Origin of the sequence: Rhodopseudomonas pentothenatexigens, assembly GCF_900218015.1 — a bacterium.
Lineage (GTDB): Bacteria > Pseudomonadota > Alphaproteobacteria > Rhizobiales > Xanthobacteraceae > Rhodopseudomonas > Rhodopseudomonas pentothenatexigens.
In genome coordinates this window covers 103,297-123,746 of record NZ_UFQQ01000002.1, presented here as the reverse complement: position 1 = coordinate 123,746, position 20,450 = coordinate 103,297, and the positions used below count along the sequence as shown (strand labels likewise).

Below are 20,450 nucleotides of genomic sequence, written 5' to 3'. Positions count from 1 at the left end.
GATTTGACTGTACGTCTCACATTTAACCAATACAATTCAAACATACTGAAAATAAGCGAGATTTATTGACGAAAATCCATTGGTAAGAATATTTTAACCTTCGTCGAAGGGCCGCCACGTATGTGGCCCTGATGTGGAGGTTGTGACCAATGAATGCTCCGATCGTGCTGGCTCAGCTGTCTGGTTCGTCGCCGCAATCATCGGCCGCCCCCAAGCCGCTGAAGGTCGCTAAGCCGCAGAGTGGCCAGGCCGTGACCGTCCATCTCGACGGTGCAACCAGGATCGATTTCAGCGACATCTCGAGCGAGAAGTTGACCTTCGTTCGCATCGGCGATCGACTGATCATCCTGTTCGACAACCAGTCGACGATTTCGATCGATCCGGTGTTCAACAACACAGGTTCGCCGTTGCCGGACGTGTCGTTCGAAGTGGCGGCGGACCGGATTCTCGACGGCAATCAGTTCGCGGAACTTTTCCCGATCACGACCGATCAGTCGGTGTTGCCGGCGGCAGGCACGCCGGGTGCCCCGGGCGTGCCGTCCGGCGCGAATTTTGGCTCGTTTACGGTCGATGCGCTCGCCGGCGGCACGCCGCTGGCGCTGTTGGCAGGCGAAGCGGGGGCCGGAGGATTCAATGTCTCCGCGCTCAACTCCACGTCGACGCCGATCCCCGGCACGCCCCAGAGCATCATCCTCAACGAGGACGGTCTGCTGGAAGGCAATCCCGGCGGCCTCGGGGATAGCGGCGGTCTCGTCACCAGCTTCACCGGTTCGCTCAACATCGATTTCGGGAGCGATTTCGATGGCCGCACCTTTGCGTTCGCGGCCGCCCAGCCGGGACTTGCCGGCTTGACCTCTGGCGGGCAGGCGGTCAGCCTCGCGATCACGACGATCGGCGGCCAGCCGGCCCTGATCGGCTACATCGGCAGCGATCCGTCGATCGCCGCCAATCAAGTGTTCGTCGTCACCCTCGATGCCGCCACGACGATCGCGGGCTCCTACACCGTGACGTTGCTGCGTCCGCTCGATCATCCGATCGGCGGCACCGAAGACACGCTGAATCTCACCTTCGACATCATCGCGACCGACGGCAGCGGCGACACCGCACCGGTGTCGGTGGTGATCGGCGTCAACGACGATTCGCCGGTGGCCGGCAGCGTGGCGCCGACTGGCCTGAACGAGCAGACCGGCGAGGGCAACGCGTTCGTTTCCAGCGCCGTGACCGCGTCGCTCGGCATCGCTTGGGGCGCCGATAGCGGCAACAGCAGCGTCGACGGCGGGTCCACCGGTGCGCTGGTCGTCGGTGACCGCTCGCTGGTGTTCGCCGGCTCGGCTCTCGCCACGCTTGCCGCTTTGGGCCTGACCTCGAACGGCGAAACCGTCAGCTACGCGCTGTCGGCCGACGGCACCTCGATCGTCGCCACCGCGGGCGACCGCACCGTGTTCACGGTGTCGCTGTCCGACGTCGGCGCCGGCAGCTACACTTTCACGCTGCTCGACAACCTCGATCATGTCGGCCCCAACGGTGCGACCCAGCCGCTGACCTTCGCGATCGTGGCGACCGACGCCGACGGCGACCCGGTGGCGTCGAGCTTCACCGTCGACGTCGCCGACGACGTCCCGGTCGCCAATCCGGGAAATCTCGCGACCGTCGAGGACGAGGCGCTGCCCGGCGGCAACAACGAAGAGGGCTTCCTGTCCGCTTCGGTGAGCGGCGTTTCGCTCAACATCGACTGGAATTCCGACGACGCCAACACCGGCACCGGAGGAGCCGGCGATCGTTCGGTCGCCTTCACCAATGCCGAAGTCGCCGTCACCGGCGCCTATGGCGAGACGCTGACCTCGCTCGGACAGCAGGTGCGCTTCACCATCCTGGCGACCGGCGAACTGGTCGGCTACACCGGCGAGTCGGTGCCGACCTCGACCGGCGCGGCCAATGTGGTGCTGTTCGCGTCGCTCTCGGACGCCGGCAACGGCAGCTACAATCTGACCCTTGTGAAGCCGCTCGACCACGCGGCGGGCGGCGAACAGAACACGCTGTCGCTGACCTTCAACTACACCGCGACCGACGGCGACGGTGACCCGTCGTCCAGCACCTTCACCGTCAATGTCGTCGATGACGTGCCGATCGCCGACAGCGGCGACACCTCGATGGTCGAGGACGAGGGGCTTCCCGGCGGCAACGACGAGGAGGACGGCGTCGGCGGCGCCGCGGTGAGCGGCGTCTCGCTGAACATCGCCTGGGGGGCCGACAACGGCAACGACGGCAACGGCCAGCCGGGCGACCGCTCTGTTGCCTTCACCAACGCCGACGTCACGGTGGTCGGCGCCTATGGCGAAACGCTGACCTCGCTCGGGCAGCAGGTGCGCTTCGCCATTCTGGCGACCGGCGAACTGGTCGGCTACACCGGCGAGACCGCTCCGACCGCGATCTCGGGGCCGAACGTGGTGTTCTACGCATCGCTGTCCGACGCCAACAACGGCGAATACAGCTTCACCCTGGTGAAACCGCTCGATCACGCTGCGGGCGGCAGCGAAAACACGCTGGCACTGAACTTCAACTACACCGCGACCGATTCCGACGGTGATACGTCCTCGAGCGTGTTTCAGGTTCAGATCGTCGACGATACACCGATTGCGAATACCGGCACCAAGGCGACGGTCGAGGATGAGTCGCTCGCGGGCGGCAACAACGAATCCGCCGACGGTTACGCTGCCTCGGTTTCCAATATTTCGCTCAACATCGCCTGGGGCTCGGACAACGGCAACGACAACAACGGCCAGCCGGGCGACCGCTCGGTCGCCTTCACCAGCGCCAACGTCACGGTGTCGGGCGCTTATGGGGAGGTGCTGACGTCGCGCGGGCAGACGGTGCAGTTCGCGCTGCTGCCGGACGGCACGCTGGTCGGCTACACCGGCGAGGCGGTGCCGACGTCGACCAGCGCATCCAACGTGGTGTTGTTCGCCACGCTGTCGGACGCCAATAACGGCGAGTACAACTTCACGCTGGTCAAGACGCTCGACCACTTCGGTGGCAACGGCGAGAACACGCTGTCGCTGACCTTCGGCTACACCGCCACCGATTCCGACGGCGACACGTCGTCCAGCAGCTTCACCGTCGACATCGTCGACGACGTTCCGGTGGTCGGCACGCCCTATCAGGACGGCGTGGTCGAGGAAGAGCAGCCGATCGTCGTCGGCGCCGGCAACGAAGATTTCGGCGGCAGCGGCGATGCCGACACCGGCATCACGGTGGTCGGCGTGCCGGTCGTGCTCAATGACCGCACCACGCAGACGGCCAACGGCACGCTGGCGATCGCCTGGGGCGCCGACAACGCCAACGACGGCAACGGCCAGCCCGGCGACCGCGCGGTCGCCTTCACCGCCGCCGGCGTCGCCGCGCTCGAGGCGCAGCAGCTCACCTCGCGCGGCGCAGAGATCCACTACAAGGTCTTCACCATCAATGGCGGCCAGGTGCTGGTCGCCTACACCGGCAGCGTCGAGCCGGCGTCGGTCCCGGCCAACACCAATGCGGCGATTGCGGCGCATGTGGTGTTCACCGTCAGCCTGTCGGATTCCGGCGCGGGGTCCTACAAGTTCACGCTGATCGACACCGTCGATCACAAGGGCGAAGTGCAGGGCGAGGATTCGCTGGCGCTGCAGTTCCAGTTCACCGCCACAGACAGCGACGGCGACACCACCGAGCCGGCGTCGTTCAGCGTCAAGGTGATCGACGACGCCCCCGTGGCGGTCGGAACGATCCTGACCCGCACCGTCGAGGAAGAGCAACTCGGCGGCAACGAGGACACCCGCGGCGTCGGCGACGGCGACTTCACGCTGGGCGGCCTGGTCGACCTCACCACCGCGACGGCCGGCGGCCCGCTCAACATCTTCTGGGGCGGCGACGATTCCAACGTCGGCGGCAGCGTCGGCTACGCCGGCACGCAGGCAGCGGGTGACCGCTCGGTCGTGTTCGGCGGGACCAGCGGGGCCTACATCGCGGACGGCGTGATCAGCGCTGCGGTCGCCGCGCAGTTCGTCGCCGTCACCGGCGGAAACGGGGCAATCAGCCTCGCCGATCTCACCTCGGGCGGCGAGAGCCTGATCTACACGCTCTCTGCCAACGGCACGGTGCTGACGGCGACGACGGCGGGTAGCAACCAGACCGTGTTCACGGTGACGCTGTCGGATCAGGGCTCCGGCGCCTATGTCTTCAATCTGAGCGGTGTGCTCGATCATCCGGTCAGCGGCAGCAGCGCGTCGCAGGAAGACTCGCTGTCGTTCCGCTTCACCTTCACGGCGCGCGACGGCGATGGCGACGTCGCGCGCGATACGTTCACCGTCAACGTCGTCGACGACAGCCCGATCGCAAATGTCGGCAACTCGTCGACGGTCGAGGACGAGTCGCTTGCCGGGGGCAACAACGAGGCCGACGGTTTCACCGCATCGGTCAGCAACATTTCGCTGAACATCGCCTGGGGTGCAGACGACGCCAATGACGGCACCGGCCAGCCCGGCGACCGCTCCGTGGCGTTCAGCGGCGCGTCCGTCGCGGTGTCTGGTGCCTATGGCGAGGCTCTCACCTCGCGCGGACAGACCGTACAGTTCACGCTGCTGCCTGACGGCACCCTGGTCGGCTACACCGGACCAATCGCGCCGGCCTCGACGGCGGCGGGCAACGTGGTGTTGTTCGCCACGCTGTCGGACGCGGGTAACGGCGAGTACAGCTTCACCCTGAAGCAGCCGCTCGATCATGCGGCCGGCAGCGGCGAGAACACGCTGTCGCTGACGTTCGGCTACACCGCGACCGATTCCGACGGCGATACCTCGTCGAGCACTTTCACCGTTTCGATCGTTGACGACGTTCCGGTGGTCGGTACGCCCTACCAGGACGGCGTGGTCGAGGAAGAGCAGTGGATTGTGGTCGGTCCCGGCAACGAGGACACGTCGGGGACGGGCGATGGTGATGGCTGGGGCAGCTTCCTCGGCTTCCCGTATTTCGTCGACAACACCACCGAGACCGCCGGCGGTACGCTGGCGATCGCGTGGGGCGCGGACAGCGCCAACGACGGCAACGGCCAGCCAGGTGATCGCAGCGTGTACTTCACCGCTGCCGGCATCGCGGCGCTGGAAGCGCAGCAGCTGACCTCGCGCGGCGCGGAAATCCACTACAAGGTCTTCACCCTCAACGGCGCCGAGGTGCTGGTCGCCTACACCGGCGACACTGCGCCGTCGGCGGTGCCGACGACCTCGGGCGCGGCGATTGCAGCCAATGTGGTGTTCGTCGTCGGGCTGTCGGATTCCGGCAACGGATCCTACGCGTTCACGCTGGTCGACACCATCGACCATCCCGGCGCGGTGCAGGGCGAAGACGCGCTGCCGCTCAGCTTCGGTTTCGCCGCGACGGATTCCGACGGCGACACCGTCACCGGCAGCTTCACCGTCAAGATCATCGACGACGCGCCGGTGATCGGCAATCCCGACGACGAGGTTGTCCGTGAAACGGATCTGCCGACGACGAACTACGATGCCAACCATCCCGACTATCCGAATTCGACGGTGCAGACCGGTGATCTGGAAATTTCCTGGGGCGCGGACGACAACAATTCGGGCGCCATCAGCAACCGCTCGGTGGTGTTCACAACCAGCCAGGGTGCAACCGGGCTGACCTCGGACGGCTCGCCGATCAGCTACTCGATCTCGCCGGACGGCACGCTGCTGACCGCGACCACCGCGGACAACCGCGTCGTTTTCACCGTTCAGCTCTCCGACAGCGGCGATGGCAGCTACACCTTTACGCTGTTCGACAACCTCGATCACGCGTCGTCCGGTCCGAACGACGGCAGCCTTGCGCTGAGTTTCGGCTTCAAGGCGACCGACGGAGACGGCGACACCGCGACCAGCAGCTTCAAGGTCACGGTGCTCGACACCACGCCCGTGGCCTATGGCGGCGACGCCCGCACGGTCGACGAGGACGACCTCCCGAGCGGCACCGACAGCGCCAAGGAGCCGCGTATCGTCAGCGGCGACCTCAACGTGTCCTGGGGCTCGGACGACGCCAACCCGACGTCGGGCGGCGGCCTCGGCGACCGCTCGGTCGGATTCAGCTATGCGACCGCGAGCGCCAATGTCGATGCGGAGAACGCCTACGGCCAGAACCTGACGCTGAAGTCGGATGGCCAGACGGTCAAGTACGCCTTCGAGAACGGCGTGCTGGTCGGCTACACCGGCACCGACCTCGCCAACGGCACCCGCGTGTTCGAAGTGTCGCTGAGCGACCAGGACGACGGCTCCTACACCTTCACGTTGCTCGACAATCTCGACCATCCGGCCGGCGCCGGCGAGAACGTCATCAGGCTGGAATTCAGCTACACCGCGACCGACGGCGATGGCGACACGTCGAGCGACAGCTTCACCGTCACCATCAAGGACGACGTCCCGGTGATCGGAAACACCGTCGACGCAACGCTGACCGAAAACACCACAGGCCTGGCAGGCACGGAAGCGTTCCAGACCCAGACCGCGTCGAACGTCTCGCTCGCCATCAACTGGGGCGCCGACGACAACAATTCCGGTGCGGCCAATCGCTCGGTCGCGTTCAGCTCGTCGATCGACAGCGGCGACGTCGTCCGCACCACCGCCTGGGGCAGCCCGGCGCTGACCTCGAACGGCGTCACGGTGCAGTTCATCCGGGTTTCGGACACCGAGATCTGGGGCGTCGCCAACGACAATGGCGGCTCGCTTTCGCTGAACGACCGCAAGGTGTTCCACATCACCCTGTCGGACGACGGTTCGGGCAGCTACACGTTCGAACTGCTCGACAACGTCGATCATCGCGGCACCGGGCAGGGCAACGCGCTGTCGCTCGACATCGGCTTCACCGCGACCGATGCCGATGACGACACCGTCGGCAGCAGCTTCACCGTCACCATCAACGACGACAACGGCCGTCCGTCGATCGGTACCACGGAGACCAAGACTGTCGATGAGGATGGCCTCAGCGGTGGCAACACCGCGCCGGCGACCGGCGACGTCGCGGGCGCCAACGTCGCGGCGACCGGCTCGCTCGCGATCTCCTGGGGCGCGGACGACAACAATTCCGGCACGGCGAACCGCTCGGTGGCCTTCTCGGGCATCACCAACGGCCAGAATGCGACGTCTGACGCAGGCCTGCTGACGGCCGACGGCGTGCAGGTGAAGCTTTGGGTGGTCGGCAACACGCTCTACGGCTACACGGGCGCCAATCCGTCCGGCGGCAATCCGCCGTCGAGCGGCAGCCGGGTGTTCACGGTCACGCTCGATGACAGCGGCGCCGGCAGCTATAGCTTCACGCTGCTGAAGAACGTCGATCATCCGGCCGGCGGCGACGAGAACGACGTCAACCTGACGTTCGGCTTCACCGCCACGGATTCGGACAACGACCAGGTCACCGGCAATTTCACGGTGACGATCGACGACGACAGCGCGACGATCGGGACCATCGCCAATCAGTCGGTCACGGAACTGACCGCTTCGGGCTTCTCCAACTCGTTCCAAGCCCAGAGTCTGTCCAACGTTTCGCTGAACATCTCCTGGGGCGCGGACGACGCCAACCCGACGGCGGGCGCAGGCGTGCACGACCGCTCGGTCGCCTTCGCCGCGTCGCTGGCGGATGCGGTGCCTGCCGGCATCACGTCCAACGGATACGATCTGGTCTACCGGCTGTCGGCCGACGGCCAGACCCTGACCGCGTATCGCTACGAGAACGGCCACTATCTGGCCGGCAATGGCGGCGACCTCGGCACCTCGCCGTCGAATGCGGCGCGGGTGTTCTCGGTGTCGCTGTCGGACGCCGGCAACGGCTCGTACAATTTCACGCTGTACGACAATCTCGACCATCCGACCGGCGCCGACGCCAACACGCTGCCGCTGAACTTCGGCTTCACCGCGACCGACAGCGACGGCGACGTCACGTCCGGATCGTTCACCGTGGACGTGATCGACGACGTGCCGGTCGCGACCGGCTCGCCCGATGTCGGCGCGGTGACCGAAGTCGCCCTGACCGGCGGCTTGTCGGTCACCACCGGTGCGCTGAAGATCGACTGGAACGCGGACGACTACGGCGGTCGCCACCTCGAGTTTGTGACGTCGGGCGGCAACCCGGTGATCACGGCCGGTCTGACCTCGGACGGAGTGCCGCTGGTGTATCTGGTGCGCACCGCCAGCAACGGCGTCGATCAGGAATTGGTCGCCTTCAAGACCGGGGACGCGCAGATCGACGGTAACGCCGTTTTCATCATCGCGCTGAATTCGCCGTCGAATCCGACCTATGTGTTCACGCTGTTCGAGAATCTCGATCATTCCGGCGTCAACGGAACGACGCTGCCGGTGACGTTCCAGGTGCGCGGCGTGGATGGCGACGGCGACACGGTCGACCAGACCGTCACGGTCAACGTCGCCGACGACACCCCGACGCTGACCCAGACCTATCGCTACAACGACGTCTACGAGCCGCAGCTCTCCGGCGGCCGCGATGTCGACGGCCACAACTTCGCCGTTCAGTTCGGTGCCGACGGCTATGGCGCGACCGAGTTCACTGGCGCCATCAAGCTCGACATCGGCCCGGGTCTGCCCGGCAATATCAGCTTCGACGTCTCGGCGGGCGCGCATCGCGAGCCGCTGCTGACGTCCGACGGGCGGGCGATCACTTTCGTCAAAGTCGACGCCAACACCATCCGCGGCTACGTCGCCTCGGCGGACAATGGCGGCAACGGCGACGTCACGATCCTCGAGATCAAGCTGACTGACACCGATACCAGCGCCACCACGACCCTGTACGGGCCGATCGACCACATCGCCGTGGCCGATGGGTCTCAGATCGCCAGCATCCGGGTCGACGCCACGGTGGCCTTCAGCGACGGCGACGGCGACGTCGTCACCGGCATCATTCGGACAACGATCCACGACGACGCGCCGACCTCGACCGGCGCGGTCACGGCCGACACGGTGCTGGACGACGATGCCTTTGGCGGCAACGCAAACGGCACCGGCGACGTGGCCGACGCGACGACGGTGAGCGGCTCCGCAGGCGCGCTGTTTGCCATCGGGGCGGACGGCTTCAAGAGCGTGGTGCTGGGTGCCACCACGTCGTTCAGCGCGATCTACACCGACGCGAACGGCGTCGCGCAGACGGAATCCGTCACCTGGGGCAGTCCGACCGTTGTAGGCGGCGCGACCACCTGGATCGCGTCCGGCGCTCACGGCGATGCGGCCAGACTGACGATCAATGCCGACGGATCCTACACCTTCACGGCGCTCAAGCCGCTGGTGCATCCGACCCCGGGGGCGACCGAAGAAACCTTGTCGCTGACCTTCAACTACACGGTCACCGACCGCGACAACGACACCGCCTCCGGGTCGCTGACCGTGAAGGTCAACGACGACACCCCGACTCTGACGCAGACCTATCGCTACAACGACGTCTACGAGGCGCAGCTCAGCGGCGGTCCCGATGCCGACGGTCACAGCTTCGCGGTGCAGTTCGGCGCCGACGGCTACGGCGCGACGGCGTTCACCGGCGCGATCAAGCTCGATATCGGCGCGGGGCTCGCCGGCAATGTCAGCTTCGACGTCTCGGCGGGCGCGCATCGCGAGCCGCTGCTGACGTCCGAGGGGCGGGCGATCACCTTCGTCAAGGTCGATGCGAATACCATTAGGGGCTACGTCGCCTCGGCCGACAATGGCGGCAATGGCGACGTCACGATCCTCGAGATCAAGCTCACCGACACCGACGCCAGCGCCACCACGACCCTGTACGGGCCGATCGACCACAAAGCCGCGCAGGACGGAGCGCCGATCGCCGACCTTTGTGTCGACGCCACCGTGGCCTTCAGCGACGGCGACGGCGACGTCGTCACCGGCATCATCCGGACAACGATCCATGACGGCGCACCGACGATCACGGCGATCGACAGCCAGTCGGTCACGGAACTGACCGCTTCGGGCTTCTCCAACGCGTTCCAGGCCCAAAGTCTGTCCAACGTTTCGCTGAACATCTCCTGGGGCGCGGACGACGCCAACCCGACGGCGGGCGCAGGCGTGCACGACCGCTCGGTGGCGTTCGCCGCGTCGCTGGCGGATGCGGTGCCTGCCGGCATCACGTCCAACGGATACGATCTGGTCTACCGGCTGTCGGCCGATGGTCAGACCCTGACCGCGTATCGCTACGAGAACGGCCACTATCTGGCCGGCAATGGCGGCGACCTCGGCACGTCGCCGTCGAATGCGGCGCGGGTGTTCTCGGTGTCGCTGTCGGACGCCGGCAACGGCTCGTACAATTTCACGCTGTACGACAATCTCGACCACCCGACTGGCGATGGCGCCAACACGCTGCCGCTGAACTTCGGCTTCACCGCGACCGACAGCGACGGCGACGTCACGCCGGGTTCGTTCACCGTGGACGTGATCGACGACGTGCCGCAGGTCACCGCCGGTGCCGAGGTCGGCTCGGTAGAAGAGCGCTATCTCGACGGTCCGCATCCGACCACGTTCGGCAACCTCGAGATCGACTGGAATTCAGACGATCGCAACGTCCATCTGACCTTCACCAGCACGACGATCACCGACGATTTCGGCAACGTGCTGGCGCTGACCTCCGGCGGCGTCGCGCTGAAATACGCGATCGTACCCGCCGACGGCAGCAGCAATCCGCTGGATCAGAAACTGATCGCTTACAAGGACGGCGACACGCCCGACAACCCGGTGTTCACCGTCAATCTGATCGCCGCCGGCAATCCATCCTATCAGTTTGTGCTGTACCAGGCGCTCGATCATTTCGGCACCTATGACGACACGCTGCCGCTCACCTTCGGCGTCACCGGTCACGACGGGGACGGCGACACCGTGACGCAGACCTTCACGGTCACGCTCGAGGACTGGTCGCCGCAGTCCAACGACATCGATCCGGTGACGATCGAGGAGGCGGCCGGTAGCGTCTCGACCGGCGATGTCGATCTCGAGATCGATTTCGGTGCCGACGGCGACAGCGCCGGCGCCTCGGTCACGTTCGTGCAGGCGTCGCCGACGTCCGTCCTCACCCAGGACGGCGCCGCGGTGACGCTGACCTCGCTCGGCGTCGGGCTGATCTACGTGCTGTCGCCCGACGGAACCACGCTGAGCGCCTACCGCTTCAACGGCACCAGCTTCGTCGGCCAGAACGGCGCTCTGCTCGGCAGCAATATTGCCGCAGCGGCGGACGCCCAGGTGTTCACGGTGACCCTGTCCGATGCCGGCACCGGCTCGTACAATTTCACCCTGCTGCAGCCGCTCGATCACCCTGGCGCGACCGGTACGACGCAACAGCTCACGCTGGCATTCGGCTTCCGCATCATCGACGCTGACGGCGATGACGACTTCACCAACGGCTTCAGCGTCGTCGTCGATGCGGCCGGCTCGGTCTCGACCGCCTACACGGCTCCCGACTCGGCCGTGTTCGTCAACCTCAGCGACACAGCACAGACGGTCAATGGTCAGACCGTGTTGGCCCACAGCGTCACCGACCGCGCCACGGTTGCCGACAAGGTGGTCGGACTGGATCGGCTCGGGGCGATCACGATGGCCAATGGCGGCAACGCCGGCGACATCCTGATCGGCGGAGTGGGCAACAACAAGCTGTTCGGCAACGGTGGCGCCGACATCCTGATCGGCGGTGGCGGTCTGAACACCCTGCAGGGCGGGGCCGGGGACGACACCACTATCTACGATGTCGGCATCGGCGGCCGAGACACGGTGGACGGCGGCGCCGACACCGATACGCAGATCATCAACGGTACGTCTGCCGACGAGACCTTCAACATCAACGCCATCAATCTCGGCGGCATCAGCCATCTGGCGGCCAACATCGACACGACGTCGACGGCGGCGGACGGCTCGAACTACGAGGTCGCGACCGCCGCGGTCGAGGAATGGGTCGTCGAGGGCGGCGCCGGCAGCGACACGTTCAACATCACCGGTCCGCTGCTCGGTACCGGGATCGCCACATCGACCCTGACCATCGACGGCGACGGCGGCGCCGACACGCTCGACCTGACCAACTACGCCCACGACATCCGGATCGTGTCGGACGGCGGCTCCGACAGCGACACCGTCAAGTTCGGATTCAACAAGGCCGACGCGACCTACGCCAAGGTGTTTGCGCCGGACGGCGTGACCCTGACCGGCGTCCAGGTGACCTATAACGGCGTCACTCACCTCCTGACCAACTACGAGACCTTCAGGTTCGCCGACGGCGACTGGACGCTGCCCGATCTCGTCAACACGCCGCCGGAATTCACCTCGGTTTCGTCCGGCCAGGTGACTGAAGATTTCACCTACACCATCCCGCTGAGCCAGCGGGTGACCAACGGCAGCTTCGAGGGGCCGACGTCAGCCGCGCGGCTGAGCGGCTGGACGACCAGCAATATCGATCTGATCAGCGAACCGCACAGCGGCAGCTCGTCGGTCGGCGTCTACCAAACGACCGGAACGCTCACCCAGACGATCCAGACGGTGGCCGGCGTCACCTACACCATCTCGTTCTACGCCTCGAATCCGTTCGACTCGTTGGGCGAAGTCGAGAGTCTGAAGGTCCTTTGGGACGGGCAGACGGCGTTCTCGCAGGGCAACATCCCTGCGTCCGGCTCCTACACCGCCTTCACGCTGTACAGCATCACCGTCGTCGCGACCGGGCCGAGCACGACGCTGACGATCGAGATGCAGGACAGCAGGGGCTGGTGGGTGCTCGACGACGTGTCGGTCACAGCCGTGGTCCAGACCGGGATCGAGACCGCCAGCGGCACGCTGTCCTTCAGCGACGTCGACATCGGCGACGTCCATCAGGTCAGCTACACGCCGGCGGCGGGCGGCTATTACGGCACCTTCACGCCGGTCATCACCGACAGCGCCACCGCCGACAGGCAGGGAACGATCACCTGGACCTACACGGTGAACGATTCCGAGATTCAGCATCTGGCCGCGGGACAGACCGTGACCCAGACCTATACCGTCAGCATCGACGACGGCCACGGCGGGGTCACGACCCGGAACGTCGACATTCAGCTTCACGGCACCAACGACGCGCCGGTCGCCACCGGCGACACTGTGAGCATGACATACATCGGCGTCCCGCCCGGCGCGGCGTCGTCGACCCCGGTGCTCGACGAGGCCGAAAACAACAACAGCCGGCCCAACGCCAACGTCATCGACAGGTCGCTGCTGAAGGTCGCTGCGAACGCCAATCTGACCGAGGCGACCGATCCGTCGATCACCGTCAAGGGATCGATCACGGATGGTAGTTCGGACTATTTCGCCATCACGCTGAAGGCGGGCGAGAAGTTGGTCCTCGACGTCGACAACACGTCGGGCAACCTCGATACGATCCTTCGTGTGCGGGCCGCCAACGGCGACGTGCTGGCATACAACGACGATTCGTCGAAGTCGCTGGGCGGGGGCGGTTCCAACGACAGCAACGGCGGACGCGATTCGTACCTGACCTACACGGCGACGGCGGACGGCACCTACTATATCGAAATCGCGCGTTACAGCGGAGGCACGACGGGGAACTACGAGCTGCAGGTCTCCATCGACAACATGAAGTGGTACACCGCGTCGCCGCTGACGGTGTCCGCGGCCACGCTGCTGGCCAACGACTACGACGTCGACAACGGCGATACGTTCACCATCGTGTCGGTCGGTGGCCAGGGCGTGACGCTGGTCGGCGGTGATGTCGTGGTGCAGCCCGGCGTCACTTCGTTCACCTACACGGTTCGTGACAGCCACGGCGCCGAAAGCACCGCGACTGTGCAGGTCGATCAGATCATCGTCGATCCGAACGATGCGCCGGTGCTGACCGGGCCGGGCGTCGCGCTCGGCGCGCAGGTCGAAGACGCCGGTGCGCCGGTGGGAGCGGTCGGCACCAAGGTGTCCGATCTGGTCGATCTGCCCGGCAATGGCGGCCACAACAACGTCGCCGATCCCGACGCCGGCGCGGTGACCGGCATCGCGCTGACCGGGGCCAACGCGGCGAACGGCACCTGGTGGTACTCGCTCGACAACGGCGCGACCTGGTCCAATGTCGGCAATGTGTCCGGAACTCAGGCGCTGCTGCTCGGCGAAAACGCGCGGTTGTACTTCCAGCCCAACGCCGACTGGAACGGCTCGGTCGCCAACGCCATCACCTATCGAGCCTGGGACCAGACCAGCGGGGCCGAAGGCAGCAAGGCCGACACCTCGGTCAATGGCGGCACCTCGGCGTTTTCGACGGCGGAAGTCAGCTCGAGCCTCGGCGTCGATGCGGTCAACGACGCGCCGCAGATCCACGCGCCGGCCGGCATCACGGTCGACGAGGACGGCTCGTTCACCTTTGCCGGGTCGAACGCCATCACGTTCTCTGACGTCGATGGCGACGTGGCGCTCACCGGCAGCATTTCGATTACGAACGGGACGCTGACGTTCCCCAGCGGCGGCACGGCGAACTCGATCACATTCGGTGTTACGACGATCTCGCAGCTCAATTCTGCATTGGCCAACCTCGTGTTTAAGCCGATCCCGAACAGCGAGGCGCCGGCGCAGATCCATATCTCGATCACCGACAACGGCAATACCGGCAGCGGCGGCAGTCTGATCGCGACGAAGACCATCACGATCGACGTCAACCCGATCGCGGATGCGCCGATCGCGGTCGACGATTCCGTCTCGGCGACCGAGGATATGCCTCTCGTGGTGTCGGATCCGGCCCAAGGCGTGCTCGCCAACGACAGCGATCCGGATACGGGCGATACGATCAGCGTGGTGGCCGGGGACTATGCCACGTCGGGCGGTGGCATCATCCACTTCAACGCCGACGGAACCTACAGCTACACACCGAAGGCGGACTTCAACGGCATCGACACCGTCGAATACACTGTCACGGACGCGTCGGGAGCGACCGACACCGCGACGCTCACGATCGAGGTAGCAGCGGTCAACGACGCGCCGCAGATCCACGCCCCGGCCGACATCACCGTCGACGAGGACGGCTCGTTCACCTTCGGCGGGTCCGACGCCATCACGTTCTCCGACGTTGACGGCAACGTGGCGCTCACCGGCAGCATCTCGATTACGAACGGGACGCTGACGTTTCCCAGCGGCGGCACTGCGAACTCGATCGTATTCGGTGTTACGACGATCTCGCAGCTCAATGCGGCACTGGCCAACCTCGTGTTCAAGCCGACGCCGAACAGCGAGGCGCCGGCGCAGATCCATATCTCGATCACCGACAACGGCAACACCGGCAGCGGCGGCAGTCTGATCGCGACCAAGACCATCACGATCGACGTGAACCCGATCGACGACGCGCCGGTGACGACGCCGGTGGCGCTTGCGGCGATTGCCGAAGACAGCGGCGCGCACCTGATCACCCAGGCGCAACTCCTCGCCAACGCCAGCGACATCGATAGCTCGACGCTGACGGCGACCAATCTGCAGATCGCGACCGGCGGCGGCACGCTGGTGAACAACAACGACGGCACCTGGACCTACACGCCGTCCGCCAACGACGACACCGCGGTGTCGTTCAGCTACACCGTCAGCGACGGCACGACGTCCGTCCCCGGCTCGGCCACGATGGACATCACCCCGGTCAACGACCTGCCGCAGGCGGTCGCCGACAACGGCGCGACGGATCCGGCGTTCCGGATGACGGAGGACGCCGGATCGGCGATCTTCGACGTGCTGGCCAACGACACCCGCGATGTCGATGACGGCGCGCCGAACACCGTGACGATCTCCGGCATTCAGGTGCCCAACAACACCTACGGCATCGACGCCAGCGATCTTCAGGTCACCGTCACGAGTGACAACAAGATCCAGGTGACGCTGCTGGGGACCGACTGGAACAAGCTCTCGGGCGGCTCTTTCTTGACGATCCCGATCGGCTACACGCTGCATGGCGATGGTGCCGACGCGTCGTCGGCGTTCCTCACGCTGCGCGTCACCGGCGTCAACGACGCCCCGGTACTCGATGCGACCAAGACCCCGACGATCACCCTGGTCGAGGACGCCGGTCCCGCGAGCTTCGCCGGCAAGGTCCAGGTCTCGTCGCTGGCCAGTGCCTCCGGCATCGGCAACGTCAACGATGTCGACGGCACGGTCGCGGGCATCGCCATCACCGGCGCCAGCACAGCGCACGGCACCTGGTCGTGGTCGATGGACGGTAACACTTGGTTTGCGCTCAATCCGGCCGGCCTGTCGGACAGCCACGCGCTGCTGCTGTACGGCAACTGGTACGTCTACTTCCAGCCGGCGGCCGGCTACGACGGCACCGTCAGCGACGGCCTGACGATCCGCGCCTGGGATCAGACCGCGGGAACGCCCGGAAGCTATGCCGACGTCAGTGTCAATGGCGGCTCCACGGCGTTCTCGAGCGTGGCCGACACCGTTAGCCTCACGGTGTATCCGGGCAATGACGCGCCGGTGATCACCGGGATCGGCACGCTGGCCTATGAGGAGAACATGGGCCCCACGGTCATCGCCCCGTCGGTGACGGTGGTCGATAGCGACTCGGCGAACTTCGCCGGGGGCTCGCTCACCGTTGCACTGACGGCCAACGGTGCAAGCTATGACTCGTTGATGCTCAAGGAGCAGGGCACCGGCGACGGCATGATCCACATCAACGGATCGACCGTCAGCTACAATCCGATCGGTGCTGAGACGCTCGTCGTTGTCGGCACGGTGTCCGGCGGCGACAATGGCGCGCCGCTGGTCGTTACGTTCCTGTCCACTGCAACGCCCGAGGCCATCGCGGCATTGATCGAAAGCGTCGCCTTCGTCAGCGCCTCCGAGGATCCGAGTACGTTGACTCGGGCGGTGACCTACACGATGACGGACGGAGACGGCGGCACCACCTCGGTGATAGGGACGATCACGGTGGCGGCTGTCAACGACAAGCCGGTGTTCGACCTCGATACCGACAACAGCGCCGGCATGACGGGGGCCAATTATCAGACGAGCTATGTCGGCGGCGCCGCCGCGAAGTCTATCGCCGATACCGACTCGCACCTGACCGACGTCGACAACACCAGCATGGCGTCGGCAACCATCACGCTGACGAACGCCCAGACCGGAGATGCCCTCAATCTCGATACGTCGCTGCTCGACAGCCTCGGCATCACCACCCACGTCATCGACACCTCGGTGCCCGGAAAGGTCTCCGTCACGCTCGGCGGATCGGCGTCGCTCGCCGCCTATGAGAGCGCAATCGAGTCGGTGACGTTCTCCAGCACCGGGCAGAGCAGCGTCGACCGCACCGTCACCGTCACCGTGAGCGACGGCACCGCATCGTCCGACGTCGCCACCACCACGATCCACGTGACGCCTGCTCCCGCATCGACGGCCGCGGTCGCGCAGGGCGACATCATTTCCCTGGTGCCGACAGGCTGGACCTGGCTGTCGGATAACGGCCACATCTACAAATTCGTCGGCACCTCGACGTCGTGGGATGCGGCGGTTTCGTCCGCTGCTTCGATGATCGCGGGGCAGTCTTATCTCGCGACCGTCACCAGCGCGGGCGAGGACGGCCTGATCGACTCCCTGGTCGGTTCCGGCAACCGCAGCTATCTCGGCGCGTCCGATGCGGCCACGGACGGCACCTGGGTCTGGGCGACCGGTCCGGAAGCTGGGCAGGTGCTGTACGCTGGCGGGCTTGCCGTCAACGGCGCCTATACGGACTGGAGCGGCACCGGGCCGAGCGGGACTTCGCCGGGCGGGTTTGAAGAGGACTACCTAGCGACTGATCTCAATCACTTCTGGAACGACGTCTCGTTGAGCGGCAGTTCCAATACGATCGGCTATACCGCGGAAGCGGGCGGCGGAGGCACCACCTACGCCGCGATTACCGAGGACGCGCCGTTCTCGTTCTCGCAGAGCTGGCTGCTGAGCAACGACAGCAACGCACCGTCGGCGATCATGTCGGTGTCATCCACCAGCGCCAAGGGCGCAGTGGTCAGCTATGACGCGCAGACAGGGCTCATCACCTACAATGCGTCCGGTTCGGCGACGTTGCAGCATCTCGCTGCGGGCGAAACCACGACCGATACTTTCACCTATACCATCGACGACGGCAACGGCGGCACCTCGACCGCAACCGTCACGGTGAACGTTCAGGGTGTCAACGACGTGCCGACCGGCACCAGCGCCGCCCTGACGGTGATGGAGGACGTCACCCGCGTGCTCACGCTGGCCGACTTCGGCTACAGCGACGACGACGGCGACGCGATGAGCGGCGTGACGATCACGTCACTGTCGGCCAACGCCGGGCTCGGCCAGTTGCTGTACGGCAATGCCGCGGTTACGGTCGGCCAATTCGTCTCGTCGGCCGACATCGCCGCCGGCATGCTGAACTTCGCGCCGAAGGACAACGTCTTCACCAATGTCGGAAACGTCAGCTTCGGCTTCAAGGTGATGGACAGCAACGGCGCCAGCGACGCCTCGGCGGACACGATTACGATCCAGTTCGACAACTCCAATAAGCCGGACTCCACTTCCGACAATTACGATTCGACGGCCAATGCCTCCGAGAACATCGGGCTATCCGCCTCGTACAAAGACTCCGGCGGCACCGACAATCTCCGGATCGCCAACGCGTCCTTCGCCACACTGACGTCGCTCACCTTCCTGCGCAGCGACAACAATCTGGAGATCGGTTGGGCAAGCAGCACCAGCAACGGCTATGCCACCGTTCTCGACCAATATGTCGGCGGCAATGCTTTCGAGAATGTCCTGTTCCAGGCGAATGCAAGCTATGGTGGGTACGTGATCGCCGGGCCATACACGCTTGCGCAAGGCCTGAACAACTCGGCGACGTCGTCGTACAACATCATTGCCGGCACCGAGGCCAGCGACACCATGTCGGGTGGCAGCAGCCGGGACGTGATGTTCGGCAATGGCGGTCATGACACGCTTTACGGCAACGCCGGCAGTGACCTGCTGGTCGGCGGGCTCGGCGATGACCGGCTCGAAGGCGGCTCGAGCGACGACACCTATCTGTTCGGTCTGGCCGACGGAAACGACACCGTCTACGACGAGGGCGGAGCCGGCGACAGGATTGTCATCAAGACCAACGGTGCCGACTTGACGGGGCTGCACGCTCACGACACCAATTCTGCGGCAGGTTCCGGCAATCTGATGATCCAGTTCAACGGCCAGTCGATTGTCGTCGAAGCCCAGTACGACGGCACCGGCCATGCCGCGAACACCATCAACTTCGATAACGGCACCGTTTACGGCTATACGCTCGGCGCAGGGGACTACACCTTCGACGGTTCGGATCCGGTTGCTGATGCCAACGGCTTCCGCACCGTCAGCGTGTCGAGCGGAAGTAACTTCATCGCTGGCGAAATCGAAGCGGCCAATAAGATTGCCGGCGGCTCCGGTGCGGACCTGATCTTCGGCGGCGATCTGGCCGATACGCTCAACGGCGGCGGAGGCAACAACCTGATCGTCGGCGGTAAGGGCAATGACACGCTCAGTGCCGGTATCGGCAACGACGTCTACGCCTTCGGCCTGCAGGATGGGATCGACACGATCACCGATAGCAGCGGCATTGCCGACGCGATCTTCATCGACACCGACGGTGCGGCCTTGTCCGGCCTCTCGGCTTACGACAACAACAACGGGACGTCGTCGGGCAGTCTGGTGATCCAGTACAACGGCCAGCAGGTCACCGTGGTGGATCACTTCGGGGGCAAGGCGATCGAACGGATCTCGTTCGATGGCGGCTCGGTGGACGGCTATGACCTAGGTACAACGATCTATACCGTGCGGACCAACGATCCGAATTCGAGCGGCGGTGCTCGCACCGTCGATCTGTCGTTCACCTCATCGGACAATTTCATCGCGGGCGAGGAGGGCAGCGCCAACGCCATCACCGGCGGCAGCGCCAGGGACCTCATCTTCGGGGGTGGGCATGACGATGTCCTGTCCGGCGGCGAAGGCAACGACTACATCGTCGGCGGCGGCGGCAACGACAGCCTGATCAGCGGCGCCGGCAACGACACCCTGCGTGGTGGCAGCGGCGCCGACGTGTTCAAGTTCGCCGAAACCGGCAGCAGCAACATCGACACCATCCTGGACTACAACAGCGCCGAGGACGACTCGCTCGACCTGTCGGCTCTGCTCGATGCCGCCTACGGTCCTGGTAACAACGTCGATGCGAACTTCGTCCGGCTGGTGAATTCGGGCGCCGACGTGAAGGTGCAGGTCGATGTCGACGGCGCGACGGGCGGCCAGAACTGGGCCGACGTCGCGGTGCTGCAGGGCTATCACTCTGCGGGCAACACCGTTCTCGCGCAGTTCGAGAACACGACACACACGCTGACCGTGTCGGCCTGAGCCCGGCGCGACGCGCAAGACCCGCCGGTTATCGCCGGCGGGTCTTGTCGTCAGGGGCGTTGCGAGCGT

General features: G+C 65.5%; 1 protein-coding gene. It reads left to right on the top strand.

The genetic code is table 11. The annotated features are described in order from the left end of the window. Nucleotides 1-149: 149 nt before the first annotated feature. On the top strand, nucleotides 150-20,381 hold the full coding sequence (locus tag DWA33_RS02080; RefSeq protein WP_114356446.1) for a T1SS-143 repeat domain-containing protein: 20,232 nt from the start codon (nucleotides 150-152) through the stop codon (nucleotides 20,379-20,381). Nucleotides 20,382-20,450: the final 69 nt, after the last annotated feature.

Excerpts from the sequence above, each read along its gene's own strand:
- DWA33_RS02080 (WP_114356446.1), top strand. The coding sequence starts at position 150 with ATGAATGCTCCGATCGTGCTGGCTCAGCTGTCTGGTTCGTCGCCGCAA.